Genomic DNA, 26055 nt, shown 5'->3' with positions numbered 1-26055 from the left:
CCATTGAACTGCTTGTATACAAGTATTATCATCGGGCCCGCATTACATGTATACAAGTACTCAAGAAGTCTGAGGGTGTTTACCCGGGTCTCCGGACGAGCATTTATCAGTCCCCTCTATAATAATCAGTGCAGGAAATCCTATGAACGCAAAATACACGCATCCGATGTTTAAAATCAGTATGCTCAGCCTGGCTATCGCCACGGCAACTGAAGCTAACGCGCAGTTGATCGAGGAAGTGGTGGTAACCGGTTACAGAGCGAGTTTACAAAGTGCCCTGGACACCAAGCGCGATTCCAATGGTGTGGTAGACGCAATCAGCTCTGAAGATATCGGTAAGTTCCCTGATACCAACCTGGCGGAATCCTTACAGCGCATCACCGGTGTGTCGATTGATCGCAGTGGTGGTGAGGGTCGTCAGATCACCGTTCGTGGCCTTGGCCCACAATTTAATACCGTGCTGTTTAACGGGCGGCAAATGCCTAACGCTAACGCCAGCCGCGGTTTCAACTTCGATACTGTTGCCGCCGAAATGGTGAGCGGTGTAGAAGTGTATAAAACCTCAACCGCTGCGACACAATCAGGCGGTATCGGTGCCACCATCAACGTTAAAACCGCGCGTCCGCTGGACCTGGGCACCAAGGTGGCCGGTTCTATCAAAGGCATGAAAGAAACCAATGTGGATGATGTTACCCCGTCGGTTTCCGGCCTGTTCAGCACCACCTTCAACGACAACTTCGGCGTGCTGGCTGCCATCAGTTTTCAAGAGCGCGATTACCAAAGTGATTCGGTAGAGCAACGCCGCTGGGATTGGCGCTCACGCCGCCCGGCCACGCTGGGCACTTACCTACCGCTGCCTGATGCACAGGGCAACATTCAAAACGTGGATTTCTACCCCACGCAAACCGTCATCAAGCGCCAGGACTTTGAGCGTGAGCGTTTGAACGGTAGCCTGGTATTCCAATACGAGCCGGTGGATAACCTGACCCTGACACTGGACGCGCAATATTCAGACCTGCAACAGGAAGGTCTGGAATATGAAAGTGCGGCCTGGTATGGCTACGGCGACAACGAGCAATATGAAATTGATGGCAACGGCACCATTGTCAGCCGCACCGTGACCGACGCGGGCCTGGACTTTTTCGTTAACAACCCCGTCACGCAAGAAACCGGCTTGAGCACCGGCTTTGAGGCGGATTGGGACATTACCGATTCGTCCAATCTGGTTATCGCCTACAGCCACTCAAAAGCTGAAGCGCAACCGGATAACCAGGCCAACATCAGCCGTTCAGACGTGCAGGCAGCGCCGTTGTCATTCACCTTTGAAATTCGTGGCGATGTAGCCAGCCACTATTACGACAACGATGACATCTCTCTCGCCAATGCACGCGTGTGGCAATACGACGGTTACTCTGATCCGCGCACCGATGAAATCGATCAGGCGCGTGTGGATTACACCTTCACCCAGGACACCTTCACGCTGAAAGCCGGGGTGATGTTTACCGACCAAACCAAAACCATTCAGCAGTACCAGTCAACCGGTGGCGGCGTGTTGCAAGGTAAGTACACCCTGGTGGGTGATGACCCAACCACCAGCCTGTTCCGTACCGTCGAAGAAGCGAGCGCAGCAGGTTATGCAGTCAGAACCATGGACCACGGCGTGCTGGGTGAGTTGGCCTATTTCTCTTTCGACCCATTAGCGTTTAACAGCTGGGTGCAACACGCGCAACAAGATCCAACGGCTACCAATGCGCAAAAAGACCTCAGCGCTTCGAAGTTAGTGTTGCAGCCCAACTGGTCTGAAATCAATGAAGAAACCGCAGCGTTTTATGTGGAAGGAACCAAGTCTTACGACCTCGGTGGCCGCGACCTGACGGTAGTAGCCGGTGTGCGTTATGAAGACACTAAAATTGATTCCACGTCATTGGAAAGAACACTGCTATCACTGACACCGCCAGCAGTGGAGGGTGAAAACTACATTCGCGAATTTGCTGAAAACGTACCCTTTACCGACCAAGGTAATTACGACGTATTCCTGCCGAACCTGTCAGTGAAATACGATCTGACCGACGATGTCATTGTGCGTTTTGCCGCATCGCGCACCATCACCCGTCCGGAACTGACCGACATGAGATCATCGCGTGATTTCGGTGATATCCGTGAAGGAGAATCCGGTATCGGTAGCGCGGGTAACCCGAACCTTGAGCCGTTCATGTCCGACAACTTCGACCTGTCGGCAGAATGGTATATCAACGATTTTGATTACGTTTCCATCGGTGCATTCTCAAAATCTATTGATAACTTTGTGGTTACTGAAGCCGCACCTGAAGTCATCACCGGTGTGACTGATCCGGCCACTGGCCAGGACGTGGTGTATGAAATTCGCCGTCCGCGCAACCTTGATACCAAAAAAGTATCTGGTATTGAAGTGGGTGGGCAGCACTTCTTCGGTGAATCAGGTTTCGGCATGATCGCCAATGCCACCTTTGTGTTTGCTGATCCTGATTACGATTATGACACTCCTTGGGGCGAAGTCCCGACGGCGGATGCTGTGGTAGGCGTTAGTGACTCCGCTAACCTGATTGGCTTCTACGAAAACGGTCCATTCCAGATCCGTATTGCTTACAACTGGAGAGATTCCTTTATCCGTGGCTTCCAGTACTACTACTCCAGCACCAGTAACGAGCCGGTAGTGGTGGAAGATTACTCGCAGGTCGATATCTCCATGAGCTACGAGTTAACGGAAAATGTCAGCGTCTTCCTCGAAGGCATCAACGTGACCGAAGAAGGCTCACGCATTCACGGTAGAAAGAGCAACCAGATGTTCTACAATGGTGAAGGTGTAGGTCGTTATGCCCTGGGTGTGAGAGCTAGCTTCTAATTCTCACGGGTATTAGCAACACAAAAAGGCCATTCCAGTAATGGCCTTTTTGCATTTTTACCGTAAGGTTTTTTTATGAATGCCCATTACATTACATCCATACTGATTGTTGGTGGCGGTGCTGCCGGTTGGCTCACCGCCGGCATCCTCGCTGCGCGCTATGGCCAATCTCTGGAAATAACCTTAATCGAATCGGCAGACGTACCCATCATCGGCGTCGGCGAAGGCAGCTGGCCATCGTTGCGCAATACCCTGCGCGATATTGGCATCTCTGAAACAGCCTTTTTTAAGGAATGCGATGCGTCATTCAAGCAGGGCGTTAAATTTATAAACTGGCGCTCAGAAAACGAACCCAATTTTTACTATCACCCCTTTTCATTACCCATTGGCTTCCTTGAGCGGAACATCGCTACCTGGTGGGTTGCTGGCGGCCAACAGGGCGCGTTTGCCGATGCGGTTTGCGCACAGGAATATTTGTGCGAAAAAAATCGCGCACCGCGCACCGCGGATACACCGGAATACAAATCCCACGTCAATTATGGCTACCACCTGGATGCCGGAAAATTTGTAAACTTTTTAAGCCGACACTGTAAAACCGTGTTAGGCGTAAAACATGTGATCGGCACCATCGATAAAGTAAATCAGGACGAAAGCGGCATCACCAGCATTGAAACCCGTGAACAACAACATCTCCACGCCGACCTGTTTATTGATTGCTCCGGTTTAAAATCCCTGCTGCTCGGCGAAACACTGGGCGCTAAGTTTATCGACAAAAGCGATCAACTGTTTATCGACAGCGCCGTGGCCGTGCAAGCACCTTACCCCAGCGATACCTCGCCCATACTTCCCTACACCCTTGCCCACGCACAAGATGCCGGCTGGATCTGGGACATCGGCCTCTACAGCCGCAAAGGTATCGGCCACGTCTATTCCAGCCGACATATGTCAGAAGACCAGGCCACCGCGATTCTTGCCAATTATGTGGGCGCCGGCTTTGAAACATTAACCCCAAGAAAACTCAATATCCCTTGCGGACATCGCGAAAAATTCTGGGTAAAAAACTGCGTCGCCATCGGCATGGCCGCCGGCTTTATCGAACCCCTCGAAGCCTCCGCCCTGGTCATGGTAGAACTCGCCGCAAATTACATCCGCGACCAATTGCCGCAACACACATCTGTCATGCCCATCGTCGCCAAACGATTCAACGATTTACAAACCTACCGCTGGAACAACATCGTAGACTTCCTCAAACTCCACTACGTATTGAGTCAGCGCAATACCGACTTCTGGAAAGACAACAGAGACCCCGCCACGTTATCGGATTCATTAAAAGAGTCACTGCAACTGTGGCACTACCATGTGCCTTACAAAAAAGATTTTCTGCATAAAGAGGAAGTCTTCCCTGCGGCCAGTTATCAATACATCTTGTATGGCATGGGCTTAAAGCCGGAACTGCAATTTTCATTTAATGAAAATGAACAAGCGATTTTTAATCGTATGCGACAGGATAACGAGAAGATGAAGGAAGGGTTAGGGCGGTTGCTGCCGGATACGCGTGGATTGTTGGCAGATATCACGGAACCAAAGACTCGATAAACTTTGATTAATGTGGTTGCATCATCAGGGTATTTAAAATTTCCCTTTTGTTATCTTGTTAAAGCCGGTAATGATTTTTCGGTGGCGCGGCACTCATCTTGGTGGCATTTTCTGTGTTGCTTTGGCGTAAGCCAAAAACTAATGGCGCTGCTTTCGCTGCGCTGCCTTGTCTTTGTCATCTTCAGGAACTAAAAGTCTTTAGCGGTAGGGTAGGAATATCCTGATGTACATAATTGCTATTCATTTTTCCTTCAGGAGTCAATTATGAAAATGCGCCATAAGGAACCGCTCTCGCTAGACAGTTATATCTTCATCTGCTGGAGTAAAAAAATTCTCACACGCTTTATCTTGCCTACATTGTTCACCTTTCTTGCGTTTTCTTCTGCTCACGCCGTGCCGCCGGCGTGCCAGGATATATTCCAGAATGGATTGCAATCGAACAGGGGAGACGGTTACGTTCGTTTTAATTACAACAGTCGGCTGGTTAACCCTTCCTCTGACACCCTCTTGGCGCCCTATGTTGGTGTCAACGATTGGTCCGCCATCAAGAGTTGTGGAAATAACCACTGTAGCGAAAGTGGTAGCGCTGGCCCTCGCCTTTACGCAGGCTCACTCAAAACGACCACATCATCCAGCATCGCCGTGGTCCCGCCGCATGTCAAACAGACGTTAGGGCAAGCGGACAATGAATTTTCTTCTGTGCGTATCGACGAATGGGGTACAGCGGAATTTTCAACGGCGCATACCGAGTACGTTATCGATACGCTTGAAATGAGTCATAAAAGTACGCTGCGATTGCCTGCCGGTACCTACTGGATTAAAACGCTAAAACTTGAAGTTGACGGAAAAATAGACGTGTTGGGTGAAGGGACTGTAACGCTGTTTGTGCAATCACCACTGACCTTGCCACTGAACTTTCGGGTCAACGAAGGCAGCAAAAACCCGGCGAAATTTGCCATTTACGCATATAGCGATCTTGTCTTTTATGTAGGCAGTAAAACCTACGCGTTTGCGCATGTTGAGGATTGGGCGACTTTGCATTACACCGCAGCCGTTGCAGGCGGCGTAATTGCAAGAAACCTGGAATTGCTGGCGCAAAGTCAAGTGAGGTATGACGCTCTTGCTGTGCAGGAACTCAATTTTGGAGACCTATGCAGAAGTCTTTAACCTCTCTCACTTCTATACCAGTCATTCAAGGAGTCCAGTATGAATCATTTAATAGAAATGTTATCTCGCCCTTTACGTGTTGCAGTTTTTGCTGTGCTTACGTTATTTTTTTCGTTTCTCAGTAACCCGGTGGTAGCGCAGCTTCCCTATTGCAATGGAATATTTCAAGACGGTGTCCAGACCCACGGTGGTTATCAAAACTTTATTAATTTTGGTTACAACGCAAGAGTTGCCAATGGGTACAGTCAGCAACTTCGAGCGCCTACGGTTACCTCCAATCAGTGGTCACTAATAAAAAGCTGCGGCAGCCAGCATTGTTCTGCTGGCGGTGACCCTGTGGTTAAGCTATGGCTTGACTCTCTTCCTGGAACCAACTCAACACTTGAGTATCTTGTCCCTGCGGGGAAGAAGATGATTATCGGTGAGGACTTTGAGGATATCGGTAAAGTGGAGCTCAAGGAATATGCTACCGGCGAATTTTCCTCGCGCGGAAATCGTTATGTTATCGACAGGTTGTTCGTCGGATTTAAAGGTACCCTGCGTTTACCGGAAGGGAATTACTATGTGCGCGATTTTCGCATGGAAGTGGAGAGCAGGATTGAAGTCATTGGTGATGGAGCGGTTAACCTATTTGTTCAGAACCATCTTGACGTTCCGTTCAAAGCCCAGATCAATGCCAACACCAAAGATCCTTCACGCCTTGCGATCTACACGGAAAGCTCTTCGCAATTTCATGTGCTCAGTAAAACTCATGCATTTATTGTGACCGAGAATGAATTGATCCTGAGTCACGGTGCAAAAATTTATGGGGGCGTGGTGGGTCAATACATTCACTTGGAAAGTGAAAGCGAAGTGATTTTCGATCAGTCAGCTGCTTTGGGTATATATATAACGGACCTCTGTTATGGCGAACGTTCTACCCCGATATTTCCTCGCACTGTTTTCATTGAATATGACCCTGCGACAGTAACAAACAACATAGCGCCAATCTACGCAAGCCTTGATTCACGAACCGAAAGCAACATTCAAATCACACGAGCGACGGTACGCAATATATCAGGAGAATTTCATCCGGAAATAATTAATGGTTTAGCCGCTTACTTTGAGATTGAACTGGCGATAGGTGACAACTATTTTACGGTAACCTTGGAAGATCTGTATGGAAACGAATACACCCGCGAAGTATACATTCCATACTATCTCCCGCCGGAGTTTCACAATGTATTGCCTGTTAACGGAACCGTATTAAACACGAATGAAATTGTCGTGACGGGAGAAATAACAACGTCCTGGCCTTTCGAGTTCTTATTGTTGTTGCTGGATGGTGATTCTTACCCGCTAGACCTGAGCACCGAGGGCGTGGCGAGGTTTTCGATTAATAAAACACTCGAAGAAGGCGCGCAGACGTTAGTCTTGCGGCTTTATTCTCCATCAGCCATAGCCGTTGAGAAGGAAATTCAGGTGGAATATGTACCGCCTGTAGCGGATTAATTGCACGAACCACACATGTAAAGCCAGGCAATTGCCTGGCTTTATTTTGAAAGAACTCATCGCTGACCGCTCGCTACTTTCCGAAAGCCACGCGCCACCACCTCATTAATCAAATCGCGATGCGTGGGTACTGCCGTCAGCGCGTTTTTACTTTGCTGGCGAATCTTTTCAAATTCCTGTTTGGCATCATCATAAAACCGCAAGGCACCCGCGCGAGCGGTGATGTCGGTTTTGAAATCCATGCCGTAGAGGATGTACTGCCAGCTGTTCTCGTCAAAGATGTCGTGGCTGGCATCAACGTCGAGAAACGACGGTGGTCTGTGTCGCCACTGTTCCAGCTTTCCTTGCAGATAATCAGAAGCCGACGCGGGTGCCCGGTTGTCGCGCCAGAAATCAGTGTCGGTTCGTTGGCTTAAAAAATAATGCAGCTTGATAAAGTCGATGACATGTTCGAAGCGTTTGGTCATGGCGTCGTTGAACTGCCGGGCCGAGCGCTCGGTATCGCCCGACCAGGGAAATAAATTGCAGAGCATCAGCGCGGCAACTTCGGCAAAGCTGATACCGGTGGCTTCCAGCGGCTCAATAAACCCGACCGACAGGCCAATGCCCACACAGTTTTTATGCCACTGGATCTTGCGGAATCCGGCTTCGAACTTCAGTTGCCGATGCGTCAATTCATTCGCGGCGGGCCCGATATACCGCTTCAAATTGTCCAGCGCGGCTTCATCACTGCAGTGGTCAGAAGAATAAACGTAGCCAACACCGCGACGATTGTGCAACCCGATGTCCCAGGTCCATCCGGCTGCTTGTGCGGTGGCATAAGTGCAAGAGGGAATGGGCGCGTCCGGTTGATCGTAGGGCACCTGCATCGCCACAGCACGGTTACAGAAAAGTTGATCCTTGTACGACGTGAATTCCGACCCGAGTGTTTCGCCAATCAATCGCGCGCGGAATCCCGTGCAATCAATATATAAATCGGCCGTGAGTTCGCCATGGGCGCGCGCCTGTACGGACGCGATAGCGCCGTGCTCGTCAAGTGTTACCGCATCAATGGTGTCGACCAATCGCTTCACGCCCATCTCCATCGCGCGGCGACGCACAAGGTTTGCAAGTTTTCCGGCATCAAAGTGATAGGCGTAGTTCAGCGGTGCGTTGTAATTCGGGTGCGTAATCAGTTTCGGTGCGAGCTTCGCATCCACAACCCGTTCCTGCACGGTACAGGCTTCCGCCCAAGGCACATCGCCGGCAACGCCAAGCAGCCAATAGGGCAGAAGGTCCATATCTGTGTGTTGAGAGCAAACCTGGAAAGGATGAAAGTAGGTGTCGTGCGGATAATCGGCGGGATTTTTTTTCCAGTGATTAAAGCGGATGCCTTGTTTGAAGGTGGCATCCGCCTCGCGAATCAATTCGCTTTCATCGAGGCCGATCCGGCTCATGGTTTTGCGAATAATCGGAAAGGTACCCTCGCCAACGCCGAGGATACCAATCTCATCCGATTCAACCAGCGTGATGGAAATTCCGCCTGGCGTATCCGCTGCCAGCATCCGTGCCATATAGGCAGCCGTCATCCACCCTGCGGTTCCTCCGCCGACAATCAAAACGCGCTTGCTCATTCCCGCTCCCTAAAATGCAAACTTCTAAAACTCAAACCCAAGGTGCAGGCTGATGCGGCGGTCTGTCACGAAGATCCCACGATCAACAAACCGCCCATCCAGAATTTCCATCTCGGTTCGTTGATCTTCGTCAGTGATATTTTGCACGTCCAGTTTGATATTGATGGCGTCGGTCAGTTTATAAGAAATACTGCCATCAAGCCGACCGGACGCCGCCGCATAGACCGGCATACCAAACTGAATCTGCTGTTGGTTAAAGGGATCCTCGTAGACATTGGTCGTGCCCGAATCGTTGGTCGTCGTCAGGTAGCGGTCGCGCCAGTTCCACGCCAGGCGCGCACTGATTTTATCCCAATCGTAGAGCAGGGTGGTTGAGTAAGCCCACTCCGACAACCCGATCACCGGTACTTCAAGTTGATCGCCGTTGATGTCCTGCGCAAAGGCATCCGGTGCATCGTTGTCGATAAATGTGAGATTTGCTTCGACACCAAATCCGCTTAGCCAGCCGGGCAGTGTATCGAAATACGTTCGCGCGCCGAGCTCGAAGCCGCTGATGACCGTCTCTTCCTCGGCATTGAAGTTGGTGCGGCTGGTGACAGTCCCATCGAGAAAGATGCTACCGCTGCCGTCGACAGGTGCCGACTGCGGGTAATATTCTTCGGCGAAAAATTCGGTCGCCGGGAACGAGAAATTGTTGAAGGTAACGTAGTTGTCGATGGTCTTGTGGAACAGCGACATGTGCACCGAAGACCCCTTGCGCGGATACCATTCGAACGAGAGGTCGTGGTTCAACGCGATTTCCGGCTCAAGATACGGATTGCCCGTGGTATTGGTGTAGCCGGAGAAGATCGCGGGGATCGAGACATCCTGGTCAGGATATTGCGCGGCCAGTGCGTCGTTGAGGGGGTTTGCCGTTGTCTGAACACCGGCCGAGCCTTGCGCCCGGATGTCAGGATAACGCGGCGGCGTGAGAGTTCGCGTCAACGCATAGCGAAAAACCCAGCCATCCGCCGGCTCGAACTTGATGTTAAACGACGGCAGAAAATAATCTTTTTCGAAGCTGCCCGCGCGATCATTTTCATAACCGACGCTCTCCATCGTAAATGGTGGTTGCTCGCCTTCATTAGCTGTTTGCCAGGCTGCTACATTTTCGATACCGCCCATCGCCTCCACAGAGGCCTCCGCATCCGCAAGGCTCGCGTAATACCGCGCACCCGCGCTGTAAGTGAAATTGCCCGCGCTTTCAATATCGTAATTGACCCAGCGCACGCCGATATTACCGCTGAAGTTTGTCAGCCACGAATCGCCTTCATTTTCAAAACCCACCATGGCATAAAGCGATTGCGTTTTGTGTTGCGTTTCGTAAAAGGAGGGCAACTGATCAAAAGCAGGGTTAGGCGGATTGCCGTACATGTAAAAGCTTTCTTCCGGATTGCCACACTGGTAGTACAGGTCCGGCGCGCAAGCCGCGTAGGTGTTAACGACGCGCTCGAATTGATCTGAGGAGTTCACCTGTTCGCTTCCGATCCACACGCTGCCGAGCGATGGAACCTCGCCTTTAAAAAAATCTGAAAAATCTTCAAGGTAAAAATCGCCTTCGGGCGCTGTGCTCACGAAAGGTCGCTGCACCGGATTCCAGCCGCGCCCGCTCGCTGACCACCAGGTGCCGACAAAACTATCGGATTCTTCGCGATCTGCAGCGCGGGCACCGACAGCAAGTTTGCGGAAGAAACCATCACCGATGTCGATGTTGGCATCCAGTTGGACGGCATGCGCTTCACCTTCATTCGACATATTCAGCCAGTTAATACGGGACAACCCGCTATCAGCCGGATTTGTTGAAAGTTCTGAGCCGAAGCGAATCGTTGGCCGGTCGCCGGACATATCCATGTAGGTTTCAAGGATTGTTGGAATAACAGTGTTACCAAGACTGTATTTGCCCGAACGCGACTCTGCTTTCACATACTGATAGCTACCGCTCAGGTCCCAGCCGTCCTGCTCAAGTTTAAAGCCGGTGCTGTGATCAGCTGTGCGACTGAAGGAGGGCGTAAAACTTGAGTTCGGCGATACGTTGAGGCCGGAGGTGAGGTTGGCGCTGGAGATCGTGCCTCTGACGAAGACCCCATCATCAAATTCTGCGCCATCAAACACGCCAACAGGGGCGCCAGGTTCCAGCGAAAGGATCTGACTGTCACGGTCGCTCTCGCGCTCCGAAATAAATGTGGTGTGAAAAAATTCCAGATTCTCATTGGGCGCCCACTGGAGCGCGCCGTAATAACCCTCGCGCACCCGCTCGAACTGATCCTGAGAATAACGAATGCCACCCGGTGCATAAACCCGCTCATTATCGCCATCACCATCAAGATCATATTGAGTCGCGTAGTAAGGCGGAACGATGATGTTGCTGTCGTGCGACTCGATCTTGGAATAGGCCACATTGAGCAGCACACCGATCTCACCGAAATCGGTATCGAAACGATTCGATACCATGCCCGAAGCCGCCGGCGTGACCGCCTCGGAATAATCACCATAACTACCGGAAAGTGCCGCATTGGCTTTAAAGCCATCGAAATCAAACGGCATGCGCGTTTGCAAATTGACGGTGCCCGACACACCACCTTCAATCAAATCGGCGCGGCTCGCCTTGTAAACCGTCACCGCTGACAATAGCTCCGGCCCGACATCCGCCCAGCTCAAGCCAGACCCGCCATTCGCGGAAAATACCTCGCGCCCATTGATTAATGTCTTGGTCTTGTTCAGGCCGCGCACCTGAACGCCCGACCCCTCGAACGCAAAGCCATCCGGCGAACCTTCGGCACCGGCGCGAATCCGGTTCATGGTCACGCCGGGCGTGCGCTCCAGAATCTCAAGCAGCGAAGTGCTGGGCACTTTGCCCGCTTCATCCAGCACAATCGAATCGGCAATCGTGTCCGAAGCGCGTTTAAGTTCCATCGCACTTTCGAGCGATTGGCGCTGGCCAGTAACAAGCATTTCCTCAACCGACGGCGTATCACCGTTTTGCGTTTGGGTTGTTTGCGCGAAAACCGCCGGCGCACACGCCGCGATGGCCACTGTTAATAGTGAGCGCCGAAAGTTAGGAATACGACGAACGATGGTTGGTTGACTACAGGTGTAAAAGGGATTTTCTTTCATTATTGTCTCAAGCCGCCATGCATGGCAGCTCCTCCTTTTCGATGTTTGCCGCTGGGCGTCTTTGCGACACCTTCTGGAAGACACCTTGGCAGCTAATTATTAGAAATAAACCGAAAATGTCGGCACTTGATACTGCTACCTCTGGATAGTCACACAGACTATTTTTCGGTGTCAACATTCTAGTAGCCTAGTATACAAGTATAATTGATATTATATTATGTATTGAGCGTGGGGTTTTCAGGGCATTTAGAGGGAATTTGACGGCAGGATCGGCGAAGATCAGGATCTGTCAATCGATGAATAAAAAAGCCAAATTTTTCAGAGTTTGAAGTGGTTAATGTTTTGGCTGTTGGTTTCTGAAGGGGGGAGGTAATTTCCGTACAAGATAATGAGCGTATTGGCAGGGGCGTACGGCAGGAATTTATTGATAACACGTCGGCGAACTGGGTTCGCGGCCGTCTGCTTCGTCATCCTCCTTTTTTAATGCATCGAGCAATGCACGTTTCAAGATCGGCAGGTGGGAGTGCTCCGGGTCGCGGCTGGCGGTCAACAGGGTTAATCGTCCGGCGCGGGCGTAGCGCATCAGGGGGGTGAGGCTATCGGCATTCGCCGCCAGCATCTCGTGGTAACGCCGGGTGAAGGTGGCGTCATCGATCTTTCCGCTGTGCCAGCTTTTGCGCAGGGATGACGGCGGGCTTGCCGCGCCGCACCACTCGGTCAGTTGCAGCTCGGCTTTGCGTTTGCCGCGCGGCCAAAGGCGGTCTACCAATACGCGGGCGCCGTCGGCGTCGGTGACGGGTGTATAAACGCGATCAAGGCGGATGTCGTAAGGCATAGCCATTCCTCCGGCGCGGGAAACGTATCAGCAAGTATTCCATATATAGCGGCGTGAGATGCGTTGTAAGAAGATACTCCGGTGCCCGGGTTTTTAATAGAGGGGTTTTGCGGGGCGGCTCATCCTTGAGCCGTGAATCATGTTACAGCGAAGCGATGGATTGAGTTGCGCGTTTTTCCTTCTTTTCCCGACGTTTATCTTTCAGGGATTTTTGCGGTTCTTTTTTGGCTTTTTCTTTAGACATGTTTCACTCCGGACAAAAAGACCTCTGCGCCGATTGCCGCTGGATCATCGTCAGAGGTTAATGTTGGAAGCTATTTCCTATAGAAACACCTATAGCGAGCGGCGAGTTAAAACATGCATGCGTAATGCCCTCCTCAAATTCAATTGACGGTCAGGTTTGCGCAGCCACGGCGATGCGTGGGCGCATCGAATAGCACACAAAAAATGTCATCGTTAATAGAAAAGTGCAGGGCGAATCTTAAGCAGCAGCGAGCGACGAATCCGCCCGGTTAGCAGGGAAAGGCGAGGGTTTCTCTGTTGAGGATAAAGCGAAGCAAGGCGTTCATGGATAACTCTGTCGCATAAAAAATGATGTTCGGATCAATCATAGCTTTATTTTCTGTGGTGTCAATCCAGGTTTTTAGTTTTGCGCGTTTTCGGGATAGCGCGGTGTCTTTCATAGTCAAAGAAAAAATCGCATCGTAGAGCTGGCACTTGCGACAAAATCAGCTCAAACTGACGGTGTTAATTTCCGCTAGGGTAAAAAGGTTAGCTTATGAAATCCATCAATGAACGACTGCATACAATTTTCAATCACATCGTGCAACACAATTACGGCGAGCACGAATTTCACCAGGCGGTGAGCGAGGTGATAGAAACATTAGGGCCGGTATTGCATAAACACCCCGAATATGCGGAACAGAAAATCATTGAGCGAATTTGTGAGCCGGAGCGGCAAATTATTTTTCGTGTACCCTGGCAGGACGATAAAGGCCAGGTACAAATTAATCGGGGCTTTCGTGTTGGTTTTAACAGTGCGCTTGGTCCGTATAAAGGTGGGCTTCGGTTTCACCCCTCGGTGCGTTTAGGCACGATCAAATTTTTGGGTTTTGAGCAGACCTTTAAAAATGCACTATCCGGTATGCCGATTGGCGGTGCAAAAGGTGGATCGGATTTTGATCCCAAAGGAAAATCCAACGCAGAGGTCATGCGCTTCTGCCAAAGTTTTATGACGGAACTTTATCGGCACATTGGTGAAATTACCGACGTACCGGCGGGGGACATCGGTGTGGGCGCGCGCGAAATCGGTTATTTGTTTGGCCAATATAAACGGATTACCAATCGCTACGAATCTGGCGTATTAACCGGAAAAAATCCCGCCTGGGGCGGTGCCTTGGTCCGCCGCGAAGCGACAGGCTATGGCGCAGTGTATTTTGCGCAGGAAATGTTGCGCGCACGTCAGGATGAGCTGGAAGGCAAAACCTGTGTGGTATCCGGCTCCGGTAATGTGGCGATCTACGCAATTGAAAAATTGCAGATGCTCGGCGCAAATGTGGTGGCCTGTTCAGATTCAAACGGCGTTATTGTTGATCAGGCTGGCCTTAACCTGGAGACGATCAAACACATAAAAGAAATCAAGCGCGAGCGCATCAGCACTTACTGCGAACATCATCCGCAGGCTACCTATCTGGAAAACGGCAACATCTGGGCGATTCCCTGCCAGTTGGCATTCCCTTGCGCGACGCAAAATGAGTTGGATGAAAGTTCGGCCATTACCCTGGTAAAGAATGGTTGTATCGCGGTCACTGAAGGTGCCAACATGCCGGTGACGCCGGAAGGTATTAAGGTGCTGATTGAAGCCGGTATTGCCTATGGCCCCGGCAAGGCAGCGAACGCGGGCGGGGTGGCAACCTCTGCGCTGGAGATGCAACAAAACGCCAGCCGTGATACCTGGACGTTTGAGCACACCGAGCAGCGGTTAAAAACCATCATGAAAAATATCCACGATAATTGTTATGAAACCGCCGCGGAATATGGTTCGCCGAATAACTACGTGATGGGTGCAAACATTGTCGGCTTCCGGCGCGTAGCGGATGCGATGATTGCGTTCGGTATTATTTAAATAATGTTCGGCGCTGCAAATGCAGCGCCGATTGTTTTGCTATTTTCAGTATTGCTCTTCTTGCCACCCAATCAGCCAAGGTTGCGCGCAACCTGTTCATCAACATCTGCGTAAGGTATCAACACGCTGCTGTTATCGGCCTGCACCATCATACGCATGGCACGACCCTCCAGCATGTTGTAATCCCTTTCTTTGACCGACGACACAAACTCCCAGTCAGCCACAATGCGCTCGTGGTTGATATCCAACGTGAGAAAACCGCGATCACCGGTATTGAGATACTTCAGGCCTTCGACCAAATTGATAATGCCCGCTTCGGTTTGCGCGTAAGCCGCTTCCGGAATGCTGAGATATTCTTCCAGCCCCGGCGAGCTGACAGAGGATGTCGCCAACTCGACGCCCACAGGATTGCCTTCAGCATCGGCCAATTCACTGGCCCAGGCGTTGTGCGTATCGCCTGCCAACACCACCAGCCGGGCATTGGCCTCGCGTGCCATGCTCAGCACTTGTTCGCGCGCATAGCCGTAGCCATCCCAGGCATCCAGGTTGTAGGGAATGTTGGGCGCTTGTAGTAACGCCAAAACCTGCGGTGTTAAACGTGCTTGGTTGGCTTGCAGATAAGCAAGTTCGTCAGCGGTTAACGTCGGGTCGTTCTGTTGCGCGCGCGCAGCCAATAAAGCCAGTGCGCCAAGCTCGGCGTAATCGGGAATACTCATTTGTTGCGACGCAATGGCAAACGGCAAATTCATGCGGCCCATCAACACCTGCTGGCCGAGCAGCTGCCAGGTTGCACTGGAGGTGCCCAACGCAGCACTTAACCAGTCGCGCTGGCGCGCACCAAGCAACTCGCGCGTGGGATCATTGATGTCTGCAAACAAACCCTCAAAATCGAACGTGCCGGTTGTTGTGTCAACGTAATCAGTCAGCGATAGCGGTTTTGCGCGGGCTTCGTTGCGCGTGTCGAGCATCAGCAGGTTAACCAGATTACCCCACTGAAATTGACGATAGATGCTGGACGGCATCGCCAGCGCTTCGCTATCGCCGGTAGTGCTATTCGGGCGAATCGGCAGCCACTCAAAATAAGCGCGCATGGCGGCGAGCTTACGCTCATTAAAATCACCTTCGCCTTCATTGTGATTTTCTGCCCCGTCAATGTAGGTATCGTTGGCAATTTCATGGTCATCCCACACCACCAAAAACGGCGCAGCCGCGTGCGCTTTTTGCAGATCCGGATCGCTGCGATATTGCGCATAACGCGCGCGGTAATCGTCCAGACTCAGAATCTCCTGTGCAGGCACCGACAAGCGACCCATCTGCTCAGCTAACTCAGAGGCATAACCCTCGCGGCCGTATTCATAAATGTAATCACCCAGGTGCAGAATTAAATCCACATTCTTTTCAGCAACCGCGTTGTAAACGTGAAAAAAACCGGCGGGGTAATTGGAGCAAGACAGCACTGCCAGTGTCAGCCTGTCGCTGGTGTTGTCCGGCAGGGTACGGGTACGGCCAAGTGTCGAGGTGTGATCAGCTGTCTTGAACTGGTAGTGATAATGGGTATCCGTACTCAGACCGCGCACATCTACCTTGATGGTGAAGTCGCGGGAGATATGCGCATCGCCCGCGCCCTTGGCAATCACATTAAGTTCAGCATCGGAGATTTCCCAACTGACTCTTACCGATTCCGCACTGGTATCGGCAGGGGTGACCCGCGTCCACAACACCACGCTGTCCGACAGCGGATCGCCCGACGCCACACCATGGGCAAAACGCCCCATCCCCAATTTATTGCCATCGTCATCACCGCCGCAGCCCGTCAGCACGGAGGTCACATAAATACCGCCAAGACCAAACAGCCCGGCACGAATAAAACCCCTTCTGGATACATCAGGCATGTGAGCATTCCCCAATAATCAAAGCCTTGAAGTATCGGGGGGAAGCGTGACAGGGTTATGACACGGAATTCATGGGTTGTTTATTGCAGCATCAGCGGTATTTTATTTGTAATGATCCTGTCAGCGCGTTTAATCCTGCATATCGGAGATTTCCTCCCACTCATCTTCAAAGCCAGCTCTCTCCAGATAACCCGAAAATGAATACATTAGCTTCTCGCTCCAAAATTCGCCTCCTTCCGGCCAAGGCAAAAGCACTTTGTTATTCCGATCCTCAATAGACCTATCCACCATATGCCAAAAAAACATGCTTAGATGCCTGGCTTCTGCGGAGTTCTTAACCTCGCCAGCATTTAAGATCGAAAGCGTTAATTCATCATTGAGCTTTTCAGCATAATGTTTCGCAAATTCAATCTCTTCGGGGAATCTATATATGATGCTCATCTTATTTGCATCCTCTTATAACTGTCATTTGGCGGGCAATGATCTTTAATTTCTTGATTAATGTTGAAAGCAGCATGGGTTCCGTAACGGTTAGGAAATAGTGTCCTTTTTTACTTCTATCCGCGACGAATTTTAACCCGGCAGGAAGATCAGGTCGTTCCATAATCCAGTGTACATCCACTTGGGCTCCAGGACTCCATTTTCCTTTTAAGCGATACACGTCTTTAAGGTTTTTAAAAGTGGAGGAAAATGAAAGCCCCATTTGATCATGCGGTAAAACCCAATCTTTATTCTCAGAGAAAAACCAATCGCCATCTCTAACTCCACGGAAAAGAGTTTCTCTCTCGCCGATGTCGCGTTTCCTATATAACGTGGGATGGCTATACTTCCTCGTCGGTCGAAGCAATAATTTCTCTTCATACTCTTTGATGATCTTACTAAGATCAGAAATGGTTTTAAATTGAGTTATCAAATTCTTCTCCCTTTAGATACTCGATTGGAGCTGCTTTATTAGTCTGCCAATGTTGCGTCGCCCGAACATTCAAAGTAACGCGCCACGATATTGTATCTGGAATGAATATAGAATCGATATGACTATTGTCACAGCAATAGATTATGCGGTGGGCAACTATCTATGGATGCCGACCAAATGCGATATGTCCTACAGGGTGGCCCGTAGAAGCTAGGTGGTTCATTCATTTGCTTTCAAAAAGCTCGTCAATATCAACCTTTAGGGCCTTTGCCAGCAATTGCACCTCATCATCCGTAACGCGCCTCACCTGTGATTCAATCTTCGCCAGAGTGCCACGGCTAATGTCCCATTTGATCAGGTTGCAGCGAGCAGTTAATTCCTCTTGCGTAAGCCCTTGAGCTTCGCGCAGTCGTTTTACATTAGGGCCAATAATATTCATTTTTGCCTTGCTCCGTTATCGGAGCTTGATTTTGGCAAGAAAAGGTGCAAATATTGCTCCGATAATGGAGCAATTCCTGGTGGCTGTTATATGCTCCTGTTGGTGTGGATCTTCGGAGGTCTAGGGGGCAGAGTACTTTTGAGAGTGCAGTATGGCTGCATTCTTTGTCATCGGATCGAACGCAGTCAGTGACTTTTATAACTATTTGAGTTTGAGACTTTATGGAGGACGGATTGTGCTAAGCGAAACCAATACCAATACCCAAACACTGGAAGACAAGCCTCAGGATTCTAAAAGTGGATTTGTAGAATTATGCGATGAGTTCTCTGAATACAATGACTATTGCGCTTTCTTTTGTGAATCTATAAGCCTGCATGCTAAGAGCGGCAAGCCAATGGATAAAACCTGTGCTCAAGGGTTGGAGCGTTTTGCCCGAGCGATGCGAGATAAATCTCAATATTTCGACAATTGGTTGCAAGAGCTGCATGTAAGAATTTAGCTTCTGGTGATATCGACCAAGGATGTATCTTCTTGCTTTTTTCAATCACATATTATTCCTTTCCCCAAATGGATTTTCTTACAATAGTTTCAAGAATTTTAGCTTTTAACTGTGGACTGTCTGTTTTCATGTACGTACTCATTAGCTCCATGTAGTCCTTGTCGTCAACCATTTCCTGTTTGTACCCGTATTCCCTGAAGCGCCGGTTTAGTCGACAACATCTGATAGTAAATTCCCCTTTATCTGTCCAATCCAGATAAATACCTCCGATCATGACTATGTGTTCATGCCAATCATCGAAATGTGGGTGAACTATCTTAAAAGCGCTGGAAGACCGGGGATATATCTTGGGTTCATTTTTACATACCAGCTCTTCTTGGTTTGTTACTTCTTTGTCTCTCTTAATTTCATTGCAGTCTGCGCAGATGATGCAAAGATTTTTTGGTTCAAACATAAATTTTGATTTTATTGACTTTGCGATAATATGTTCGATTTGCGCGTTTGGGGTTGATTGTAATGAAATGTTTTGTTGGCAATATGCACAAGTTCCGCCTTGTTCTTTTGAATAAAATTCGCGGATTGCCCTACGAATCTGCAATAACTCATCACATCCCCACGCATCAGGTGTTAAATCCCAATTGCCCAGTGGGGTCTTTATTATTGCCTGTTGTTCTTTGTTAAATTCAATGACGTTATTTATCAGTGGCATAATGATTCAATACCAGCTTAATCGACCCAATCAGATGAAAAACTGGGTCATCTACTGCAATGTTTTCTCTAAGAGTCAACAGTTTTTTATATTCGTTAATATCTGAGTCGGTAACTTTTTTATTGTGCTTTATTTTTGATAAAAGAGTGAAGGCAAGTCGAGCAATATACTCATTGTTTGAGCCCGGTGAATTAAATATTTCGGCAAGCTGAAAATCGGATGACTTTCCTTGAAAATAGTTGGAACTATAAATTTGCCCAGAATTTAGCGATGTAACAAAGCAGTTTCGGCTGTCTAATTTAGAAACAATTTGGGGGGAGTGGGTTGCAACGATGAAGTGACAGCGTTTGTAATCAGAAAAAGAATTAACTACCAGATCCATGAACCGCTCCTGCCATTCGGGATGAAGGCTAATTTCAGGCTCGTCTATCAAAATACAGGTGTCATTGTCAATGTGGCCTGCTATTCCAAGCATTATAACCATTATGCATTGCTCACCAGAGCTGGCACGACGAAGCGATAGAGTGCCAGTTTCCATTTTTTTTAATCTAATGTCGTTAATTTGAATTATATCGGCATGCAAAAGTCTTGCTATATGTAGCAGTAGATGTTGGTCAACTAAATTTTCTCTTTGATATCGTTCCGAATGATGATTGAACATTGACTCGGATTCGGTTGAAGAAAGTACCAGCCCATTAAAAAAATCCAGTGTTACGCTGAAAGGTTTGTGTCGCGGAAAAACGGAGGTTAGTTCCGCCATGGAATCAAAAATTTCATAACGTTCTGGAGTGTTAAATCCCATAAGTTTTGATATTAATTTTTCTGAAGCATCTAAGTTATAATTTTTTAAAAAATTAAAAACCTCTTCAAGCTGCCGATATGTTTCCATTTTATTAGCATCAGAGGACTCTGGTATGGAAAACAAGTCTGGCATATAAGATCGTTTTATATATTTAGGTTCCGCTGAGATTTTAAGTTGACTTTTGTTGATTTCATCTGTGTTAAGAATTTGTTCGGTGTAAAAGTGGGGTCTGTCGTCTTTTGAGGAAATTACTTTAAATGCAAGCACAACCTCTGGATGAAAGCCTAAAGATTCAAACGTAGAGCTGAGTTTTACATTCCCTCTTTGATTCAAAAAGTTTTCAAAAATCCCTTCTGATGCTGCAGCAATCAAGGATATGGCTGGAGATCTGGATGCGCCATTACTTTTTATGCCAATGTAAGAGTAGCGAGGTGAGAACGGAGAGTTATCGGTTTTATAATTTGCTTTGAATTTATCGAAAGGGCTGGTAGAAATTGCTATTAGTTTTTTGAATTCACCACCGAATAAGTATGGAGTTTTCATCACGCTGTCTGCTATCTTCGATAAAATCCTACTTTTCCCAACACCATTCTTTCCGACAATTACGGAAAAATAGTTTTCGTTATAATCATCCGAGTTTGGAATGGCCAGCCTAATATTCTGGTTATTGAATTCGATTTCTTCAATGAGAGCCATGGTGTATGCTTTCTTTAGTTTTATGAGGTTTGGGTAACAATGCCAATAGAATAAAATTAATTTTCCAGTTTAATCTGTGTCTACTTTGGGGTACAAATTAGACTTACCTAATGGAGAGAGATTTGATAATTCTCGACGGGGAGGCATTGATAATTTCCTTGAGTAATCTCTAAAAACGAAAAATCTGCATATGCTTGAATACTGTATTTAAACCTATAGATTACTAGGGTGCTAGCAGAAAAATTTATTTTTTAATAACAATTAGCAATTGATTCTTTATTACTTATTCATCAGACCCACCTCCTAAAAATGCAATTACACGAGATTACACAGCTTTCTGAAAGCGAGTCGCCTTTGGCTAAGATCTTTTACGACACAAACGGTCTATCCAATACATCCAAATCCCTATCGCGAGGCCCCATGAAAATCGCAACCTACAACATCAACGGCGTTAACGGTCACCTGCCAGTCCTGCTTCGCTGGTTGGAAGAATCCCACCCCGATATCGTCTGCCTACAGGAATTAAAAGCCCCGCAAGAAAAATTTCCCGAGCAGGCGATTCGCGATGCGGGCTATGCGGCCATCTGGCATGGGCAGAAAAGTTGGAATGGTGTAGCCATTTTGTCGCGCGTTGGTGAGCCGGTGGAGGTTCGTCGTGCGTTGCCGGGGGATGCGGAGGATGTGCACAGCCGTTACATTGAGGCGGCGGTGCAGGGCATTGTGGTGGGTTGTTTGTATTTGCCGAATGGCAACCCGGCGCCGGGGCCGAAGTTTGACTACAAATTAAAATGGCTTGAGCGGTTGACGGCCCATGCGGCGGAGTTGGTCAAGGCCGATGCGCCGGTGGCGTTGGTGGGCGATTACAATGTGATTCCGACGGACCTGGATGTGTATAAGCCGGAGCGCTGGCTGGATGATGCGTTGTTCCGGCCGGAGGTGCGCGAAGCGTTTACCACTATACTGGCGCAAGGGTGGACGGATGCGGTCCGTGCGCTGCATCCGGATGAGGTGATTTATACCTTTTGGGATTATTTTCGCAACGCCTACGGGCGCAACGCGGGCTTGCGGATCGATCACTTTTTGTTAAATCCAGCTTTGAAAAAAAGCCTGCGCAGTTGCGGTGTTGATAAGCATGTGCGCGGTTGGGAAAAGACCAGTGACCATGCGCCGGTGTGGATTGAGTTAAAACACCAGGCTGCTTCCAGGTAGCCTTTCACCTTGCCCAGTTTTGGGTCGGCACCTGTAGTAATTGGCTACCGGTTTGTGCATTTATATGTTTTCATTTCACCGCTTCTTCAGTTTTCTGTTTTCCGGGATAGGAAACCTGTCGTTATAACTCACTGTATTTCAAAGATAAAATTCTATTTCAGTTAAATTCTGACCATATGGTCATGTAATTGGACTGCTTCTTGCTTTTTCACGCCAGTGTTCGTTTGTCGCACCTGTTTGCCTCGAAACGTTATCTCCAAACGCTCGTGCTATGCGGGTCAATTTGTCCAGCTGAAAGAAATCCTATGATGGCGGTAAGAATCCGGAAAGTGCTGTTTGTGTTAAGCGCGCTGATGTGTGATGTCGCGGTGGCCAATCCGGATGGTCACGGCAGTTATGACCCTGAAGCGTTTCTGGACAAGCATTGTGCGCGTTGCCATAACGACGAACGCATGTCCGGCAACTGGTCCTTGTCGATGGTGAATGTGGCGGATATTGGTCAGGGCAAAGGCTTGGCGGAATGGGAAAGTATTCTGCGCGTTACCGGGCGCGGCGAGATGCCGCCGCCGAGCCGACCCAAGCCGGGCGATGAAGAATTAAAAAGTTTTGTGAGTTGGCTCGAAGGTTCGCTGGATGGTTATGCGGCGGCGCATCCCAACCCTGGCCGCGCGACCTTGCGCCGTTTGAATCGCACCGAATACAGCAATGCGGTGCGCGATTTGTTGAGCCTCGATGTAGACGTCAGCGAGTCGTTGCCGACCGACGATACCGGCTATGGTTTTGACAACATTGCCGATGTGTTGTCGGTGTCGCCGACCTTGATGGATCGTTATATTGTCGTCGCCGGTAAAGTGAGTCGCCTGGCGGTGGGGCTCGGTGCAGACCAGCCGTTTACGACAACCTATTTATTACCCAAAGAGGGTTCGATTCTCAATCAGGGAATTCCGTCATACGATGAACGCATGAGCACGGATTTACCGCTCGATTCCCGGGGTGGCGGTGCCTTTAACTACTACGCGCCCCACGATGGTGTATACGAAATCAACGGTTATTTAAATTCCAACACCAACAATGAAGTGGATCGCCTGGAAGACAATCGCGTGAGTTTGCGCGTGCCCTTAACCGCCGGTTCGCACACGGTGGGCATTACCTTTCGCAAACAATTGCGGCTGGATGAAAGCGTGCAAACGCTGCGTAACACCACCGAGGACGTCCCGCTGCCCACAGAACCCCCAACACCGCTGACATTGGATTTTATTGTTGATGGTGCGCGTGTGGGCAGTACCCGCGTGCGGTCGTATTACATGTCGCCGCGCTTCGCGCAGAAAAACTTTCCCCGTGATGTGCTGGAGATTAACGTGGCGGGGCCCTATGAAGCGAGCGGCCCCGGCATCACGCCCAGTCGTGAAAAAATCTTCAGTTGTCAGCCGTCGTTCTGGCCGTTTACCGAAAACTATTGTGCGAAAAAGATTATCGCGCGCCTGGCACGGCAAGCCTATCGTCGGCCGGTGACCGATGCAGATGTTGAGCGCTTGATGGCGGTGTATGCGCAAGCGCATCAGTCGGCGAATTTTGAGCAGGGTATTGCGGCGGCTATTCAGGCCATACTGGTTTCGGCGAGCTTTTTATTTTTATACGAAACCGATCCGCCGCACAGCGAACCGGGTTTTGTTCATCCCGTTACTGATCTTGAATATGCATCACGCCTGGCCTTGTTTTTATGGAGCAGCTTGCCCGATGAAGAGTTGTTAACCCTGGCTGAAAAAAATGTGTTGCGCAAACCCGAAGTCTTGCAGCAGCAAATAAAACGCATGCTCGCCGATGACCGTGCGCTAGCACTGGAACAAAATTTTGCGGGCCAATGGTTGTATTTGCGCAACCTGGAATTCCAGCGCCCGGACGTGAAAGAGTTTCCGGATTTTGATATACCGCTGCGCGATGCCATGAAGCGCGAAAGCGAATTATTTTTCAGTTCCATTGTGCGTGAAAATGCCAGCATCCTGGATTTTATCAAGAGTGATTACACCTTCCTCAACGAACGGTTGGCTACACATTACGGCATTGAGGGTGTGCAGGGCCCGGCGTTTCGCCGAGTGGCGATCGACGCGGAATCCATGCGCGGTGGTTTGTTGGGGCAGGGCAGTATCTTAACGGTGACTTCTTACAGCAATCACACCTCGGTGGTGCGGCGTGGTAAATGGATTCTCGATAATTTATTGGCCGCACCGCCACCACCACCGCCGCCGGATATTCCCGCACTCAAAACCCAACAGGCGGGCAAAGCCTTGAATGCGCGCGAACAAATGGCCTTGCACAGCCAGGACCCAGCCTGTTCATCGTGCCATGTGCGCATGGACCCTTTGGGTCTGGCGTTGGAAAAATACGACGCGGTAGGGCGCTTTCGGTTAACGGATGCGGGCCGTCCCATTGATGTTTCCACCAACATGCCCGATGGAAAAATATTTGAAGGCTTATACGGTTTGCAATCGGTATTGCTGGAACGCAAAGAACAATTCGCCGGGGCGTTTGTGCAACGCTTGATGACTTACGCACTGGGGCGCGGTCTGGAGGCGAATGATCAACCGCAGGTGCGTCAGATTGTGCGCGCGGCGGCGCAGGACAATTACCGGGTTCACACCATCATCTGGGGCATTCTCACCAGCGAACCCTTTAACTATCGAATGGTGCCACATCATGAGTAAACAACCTGTTCTAAACCGTCGCACGCTGTTGCGCGGGTTGGGTGCGACCATTACCTTGCCGTTGATGGAGTCGATGATTCCGTCGGCATTGGCCACAACCGTTATGGACAATCGGCCCAAACGCCTGAGCGTTTTTTATATTCCGAACGGGCTGCGTATGCCGCTGTTTACGCCAGCGGAAGCCGGTGAGAATTACGCGCTTACACCGATACTGGAGCCCATTGCCCGCCACAAACAAACATTTACGGTGATCTCCGGTTTGGCTCACTACAACGCGAATGCGTTAGGCGATGGACCTGGCAGCCACGGGCGAAGTTGTGGTGCCTATTTAACCGGCGCGCATCCCAAACGCACCGAGGGTGCCGATATATTTTGTGGCATTTCAATGGACCAGGTTATTGCGAATCATCTTGGTCATCACACGCAATTGGCTTCCCTGGAATTAGGTATTGAACCGCCCAGTTTGCTCGGCAGTTGTGACATTGGTTACAGCTGTACCTACACCAATACGCTGTCCTGGCGCAGCCCCACCTCGCCCTTGCCGGTGGAGGTAAAACCCAGCGATGTCTTTGAACGGTTGTTTGGCGATACCACCGTGCTTGATGAAAAATCCCGCAAGGCACAGTTGGCCACCAAGGCCAGTATTCTGGATTTTGTGTTGGAAGATGCATCGCGTTTGTCGCCGCGTTTGGGCATGAACGACCGGCGCAAGATGGAGGAATACCTTGATTCGATTCGCACGGTGGAATTACGTATTCAAAAAGCCAGCCAGCAAGCGCACCAGGTGGACACCAGTCATGTGCAATTACCGGTCGGCATTCCGGAGTCATTTGAAGAACATGTGCGCTTGATGATTGATTTGCAAGTGCTGGCACTGCAAAGCGACATGACGCGCATCAGTACCTTTATGTTGGGCCGTGAATTAAGCAATCGCGCCTACGCCGAGATCGGCGTGCCCGACGCGCATCACAGCCTCAGCCACCACGGCGGCGATGAAGAAAAAATTGCCAAGCTGGTAAAAATTAATCGCCTGCATATGGAACAGTTCGGCTATTTGCTCGACCGCTTAAGTGCAACCGCCGATGGTGAGCGCACGCTGTTGGATAGCACCCTGGTGATGGGTGGTGCGAGCCTCGGTGAACCTAACGATCACGACAATATGAATCTGCCCGCGATTGTGGCGGGCGCAGGTTTGCGCGGTAATCGCCATATCGTCGAGCCCAAACATACGCCCATGAGTAATTTAATGTTGTCACTCATGCACGAGATGGGCGTACCGGTTGACAGCTTCGGTGATAGTACCGGTGTGATCAATGCGCTCAGCGCTTAGGAG

18 protein-coding genes are annotated in these 26055 nt (G+C 49.8%); 9 read left to right on the top strand and 9 right to left on the bottom strand.

The annotated features are described in order from the left end of the window. Positions 1-142 precede the first annotated feature (142 nt). From ACSV5M_RS14360 to ACSV5M_RS14345, 4 genes are all read left to right on the top strand, one after another. The gene (locus ACSV5M_RS14360) at positions 143-2881 is read left to right on the top strand and encodes a TonB-dependent receptor (protein ID WP_439176928.1); all 2739 of its coding nucleotides are present in this window, start codon (positions 143-145) and stop codon (positions 2879-2881) included. Positions 2882-2956: 75 nt separating this feature from the next. After that, positions 2957-4477, top strand: coding sequence for a tryptophan halogenase family protein (locus ACSV5M_RS14355; protein ID WP_439176927.1), 1521 nt, complete (start codon positions 2957-2959; stop codon positions 4475-4477). 264 nt (positions 4478-4741) lie between these two features. Next, positions 4742-5644, top strand: a complete 903-nt coding sequence (locus ACSV5M_RS14350) for a hypothetical protein (RefSeq protein WP_439176926.1) — start codon at positions 4742-4744, stop codon at positions 5642-5644. 39 nt (positions 5645-5683) lie between these two features. Further along, complete coding sequence (locus ACSV5M_RS14345; RefSeq protein WP_439176925.1) at positions 5684-7135, top strand: DUF7305 domain-containing protein; 1452 nt, start codon at positions 5684-5686, stop codon at positions 7133-7135. Positions 7136-7191: 56 nt separating this feature from the next. Here ACSV5M_RS14345 and ACSV5M_RS14340 read toward each other — a convergent pair whose 3' ends face one another. The 3 genes from ACSV5M_RS14340 to ACSV5M_RS14330 form a co-directional block, all read right to left on the bottom strand. Further along, complete coding sequence (locus ACSV5M_RS14340; protein WP_439176924.1) at positions 7192-8748, bottom strand: tryptophan halogenase family protein; 1557 nt, start codon at positions 8746-8748, stop codon at positions 7192-7194. A 24-nt stretch (positions 8749-8772) separates the two neighbouring features. After that, the gene (locus ACSV5M_RS14335) at positions 8773-11901 is read right to left on the bottom strand and encodes a TonB-dependent receptor (RefSeq protein ID WP_439176923.1); all 3129 of its coding nucleotides are present in this window, start codon (positions 11899-11901) and stop codon (positions 8773-8775) included. A 421-nt stretch (positions 11902-12322) separates the two neighbouring features. After that, positions 12323-12736: a DUF488 domain-containing protein gene (locus ACSV5M_RS14330; protein ID WP_439176922.1), complete on the bottom strand. Its 414-nt coding sequence runs from the start codon at positions 12734-12736 to the stop codon at positions 12323-12325. 778 nt (positions 12737-13514) lie between these two features. Here ACSV5M_RS14330 and gdhA point away from each other — a divergent pair. Next, on the top strand, positions 13515-14861 hold the full coding sequence (gene gdhA, locus ACSV5M_RS14325; RefSeq protein WP_439176921.1) for an NADP-specific glutamate dehydrogenase: 1347 nt from the start codon (positions 13515-13517) through the stop codon (positions 14859-14861). Between the two features lie 71 nt (positions 14862-14932). Here the strand turns inward: gdhA and ACSV5M_RS14320 are convergent, their stop codons facing one another. From ACSV5M_RS14320 to ACSV5M_RS14305, 4 genes are all read right to left on the bottom strand, one after another. Further along, complete coding sequence (locus ACSV5M_RS14320; RefSeq protein WP_439176920.1) at positions 14933-16753, bottom strand: alkaline phosphatase D family protein; 1821 nt, start codon at positions 16751-16753, stop codon at positions 14933-14935. 129 nt (positions 16754-16882) lie between these two features. Continuing rightward, on the bottom strand, positions 16883-17194 hold the full coding sequence (locus tag ACSV5M_RS14315) for a hypothetical protein (RefSeq protein ID WP_439176919.1): 312 nt from the start codon (positions 17192-17194) through the stop codon (positions 16883-16885). A 1-nt stretch (position 17195) separates the two neighbouring features. Beyond that, complete coding sequence (locus ACSV5M_RS14310; RefSeq protein ID WP_439176918.1) at positions 17196-17666, bottom strand: hypothetical protein; 471 nt, start codon at positions 17664-17666, stop codon at positions 17196-17198. 223 nt (positions 17667-17889) lie between these two features. Next, positions 17890-18105, bottom strand: coding sequence for a helix-turn-helix domain-containing protein (locus ACSV5M_RS14305; protein ID WP_087468437.1), 216 nt, complete (start codon positions 18103-18105; stop codon positions 17890-17892). Positions 18106-18256: 151 nt separating this feature from the next. On the opposite strand from ACSV5M_RS14305, the gene ACSV5M_RS14300 reads away from it, so the two are divergent. Then, positions 18257-18604: a hypothetical protein gene (locus ACSV5M_RS14300; protein ID WP_439176917.1), complete on the top strand. Its 348-nt coding sequence runs from the start codon at positions 18257-18259 to the stop codon at positions 18602-18604. Positions 18605-18656: 52 nt separating this feature from the next. Here ACSV5M_RS14300 and ACSV5M_RS14295 read toward each other — a convergent pair whose 3' ends face one another. Together ACSV5M_RS14295 and ACSV5M_RS14290 are read right to left on the bottom strand one after the other, a co-directional pair. After that, positions 18657-19313 (bottom strand): HNH endonuclease, encoded by a 657-nt coding sequence (locus ACSV5M_RS14295; protein WP_439176916.1) that lies wholly within the window; start codon positions 19311-19313, stop codon positions 18657-18659. Continuing rightward, positions 19297-20811, bottom strand: coding sequence for an AAA family ATPase (locus ACSV5M_RS14290; protein WP_439176915.1), 1515 nt, complete (start codon positions 20809-20811; stop codon positions 19297-19299). The genes ACSV5M_RS14295 and ACSV5M_RS14290 overlap by 17 nt, the downstream gene beginning before the upstream one ends. A 420-nt stretch (positions 20812-21231) precedes the next feature. Between ACSV5M_RS14290 and xth the strand changes: the two genes are divergently transcribed. The 3 genes from xth (at position 21232) to ACSV5M_RS14275 (ending at position 26052) form a co-directional block, all read left to right on the top strand. Continuing rightward, positions 21232-22020, top strand: a complete 789-nt coding sequence (xth, locus tag ACSV5M_RS14285) for an exodeoxyribonuclease III (protein ID WP_439176914.1) — start codon at positions 21232-21234, stop codon at positions 22018-22020. Positions 22021-22373: 353 nt separating this feature from the next. Beyond that, positions 22374-24722, top strand: a complete 2349-nt coding sequence (locus tag ACSV5M_RS14280) for a DUF1592 domain-containing protein (protein WP_439177024.1) — start codon at positions 22374-22376, stop codon at positions 24720-24722. Continuing rightward, complete coding sequence (locus ACSV5M_RS14275) at positions 24715-26052, top strand: DUF1552 domain-containing protein (RefSeq protein ID WP_439176913.1); 1338 nt, start codon at positions 24715-24717, stop codon at positions 26050-26052. Before ACSV5M_RS14280 ends, ACSV5M_RS14275 begins: the two co-directional genes overlap by 8 nt. Positions 26053-26055: the final 3 nt, after the last annotated feature.

Origin of the sequence: Cellvibrio sp. ARAG 10.3 (assembly GCF_051846955.1) — a bacterium.
Taxonomy (GTDB): Bacteria; Pseudomonadota; Gammaproteobacteria; order Pseudomonadales; family Cellvibrionaceae; genus Cellvibrio.
The sequence above is the reverse complement of the archived record's forward strand: the minus strand, read 5'-3'. Positions and strand labels throughout refer to the sequence as shown.

Bases quoted from the DNA above. Each gene is read 5' to 3' on its own strand.
- ACSV5M_RS14305 (WP_087468437.1), bottom strand. From the start codon at position 18,105: ATGAATATTATTGGCCCTAATGTAAAACGACTGCGCGAAGCTCAAGGG.
- ACSV5M_RS14330 (WP_439176922.1), bottom strand. From the start codon at position 12,736: ATGCCTTACGACATCCGCCTTGATCGCGTTTATACACCCGTCACCGAC.
- gdhA (WP_439176921.1), top strand. From the start codon at position 13,515: ATGAAATCCATCAATGAACGACTGCATACAATTTTCAATCACATCGTG.
- ACSV5M_RS14345 (WP_439176925.1), top strand. From the start codon at position 5,684: ATGAATCATTTAATAGAAATGTTATCTCGCCCTTTACGTGTTGCAGTT.
- ACSV5M_RS14360 (WP_439176928.1), top strand. From the start codon at position 143: ATGAACGCAAAATACACGCATCCGATGTTTAAAATCAGTATGCTCAGC.
- ACSV5M_RS14295 (WP_439176916.1), bottom strand. From the start codon at position 19,313: ATGCCACTGATAAATAACGTCATTGAATTTAACAAAGAACAACAGGCA.
- ACSV5M_RS14300 (WP_439176917.1), top strand. From the start codon at position 18,257: ATGGCTGCATTCTTTGTCATCGGATCGAACGCAGTCAGTGACTTTTAT.
- ACSV5M_RS14290 (WP_439176915.1), bottom strand. From the start codon at position 20,811: ATGGCTCTCATTGAAGAAATCGAATTCAATAACCAGAATATTAGGCTG.
- ACSV5M_RS14320 (WP_439176920.1), bottom strand. From the start codon at position 16,753: ATGCCTGATGTATCCAGAAGGGGTTTTATTCGTGCCGGGCTGTTTGGT.
- ACSV5M_RS14350 (WP_439176926.1), top strand. From the start codon at position 4,742: ATGAAAATGCGCCATAAGGAACCGCTCTCGCTAGACAGTTATATCTTC.
- xth (WP_439176914.1), top strand. From the start codon at position 21,232: ATGAAAATCGCAACCTACAACATCAACGGCGTTAACGGTCACCTGCCA.
- ACSV5M_RS14335 (WP_439176923.1), bottom strand. From the start codon at position 11,901: ATGAAAGAAAATCCCTTTTACACCTGTAGTCAACCAACCATCGTTCGT.
- ACSV5M_RS14280 (WP_439177024.1), top strand. From the start codon at position 22,374: ATGTGTGATGTCGCGGTGGCCAATCCGGATGGTCACGGCAGTTATGAC.
- ACSV5M_RS14340 (WP_439176924.1), bottom strand. From the start codon at position 8,748: ATGAGCAAGCGCGTTTTGATTGTCGGCGGAGGAACCGCAGGGTGGATG.
- ACSV5M_RS14315 (WP_439176919.1), bottom strand. From the start codon at position 17,194: ATGAGCATCATATATAGATTCCCCGAAGAGATTGAATTTGCGAAACAT.
- ACSV5M_RS14355 (WP_439176927.1), top strand. From the start codon at position 2,957: ATGAATGCCCATTACATTACATCCATACTGATTGTTGGTGGCGGTGCT.
- ACSV5M_RS14275 (WP_439176913.1), top strand. From the start codon at position 24,715: ATGAGTAAACAACCTGTTCTAAACCGTCGCACGCTGTTGCGCGGGTTG.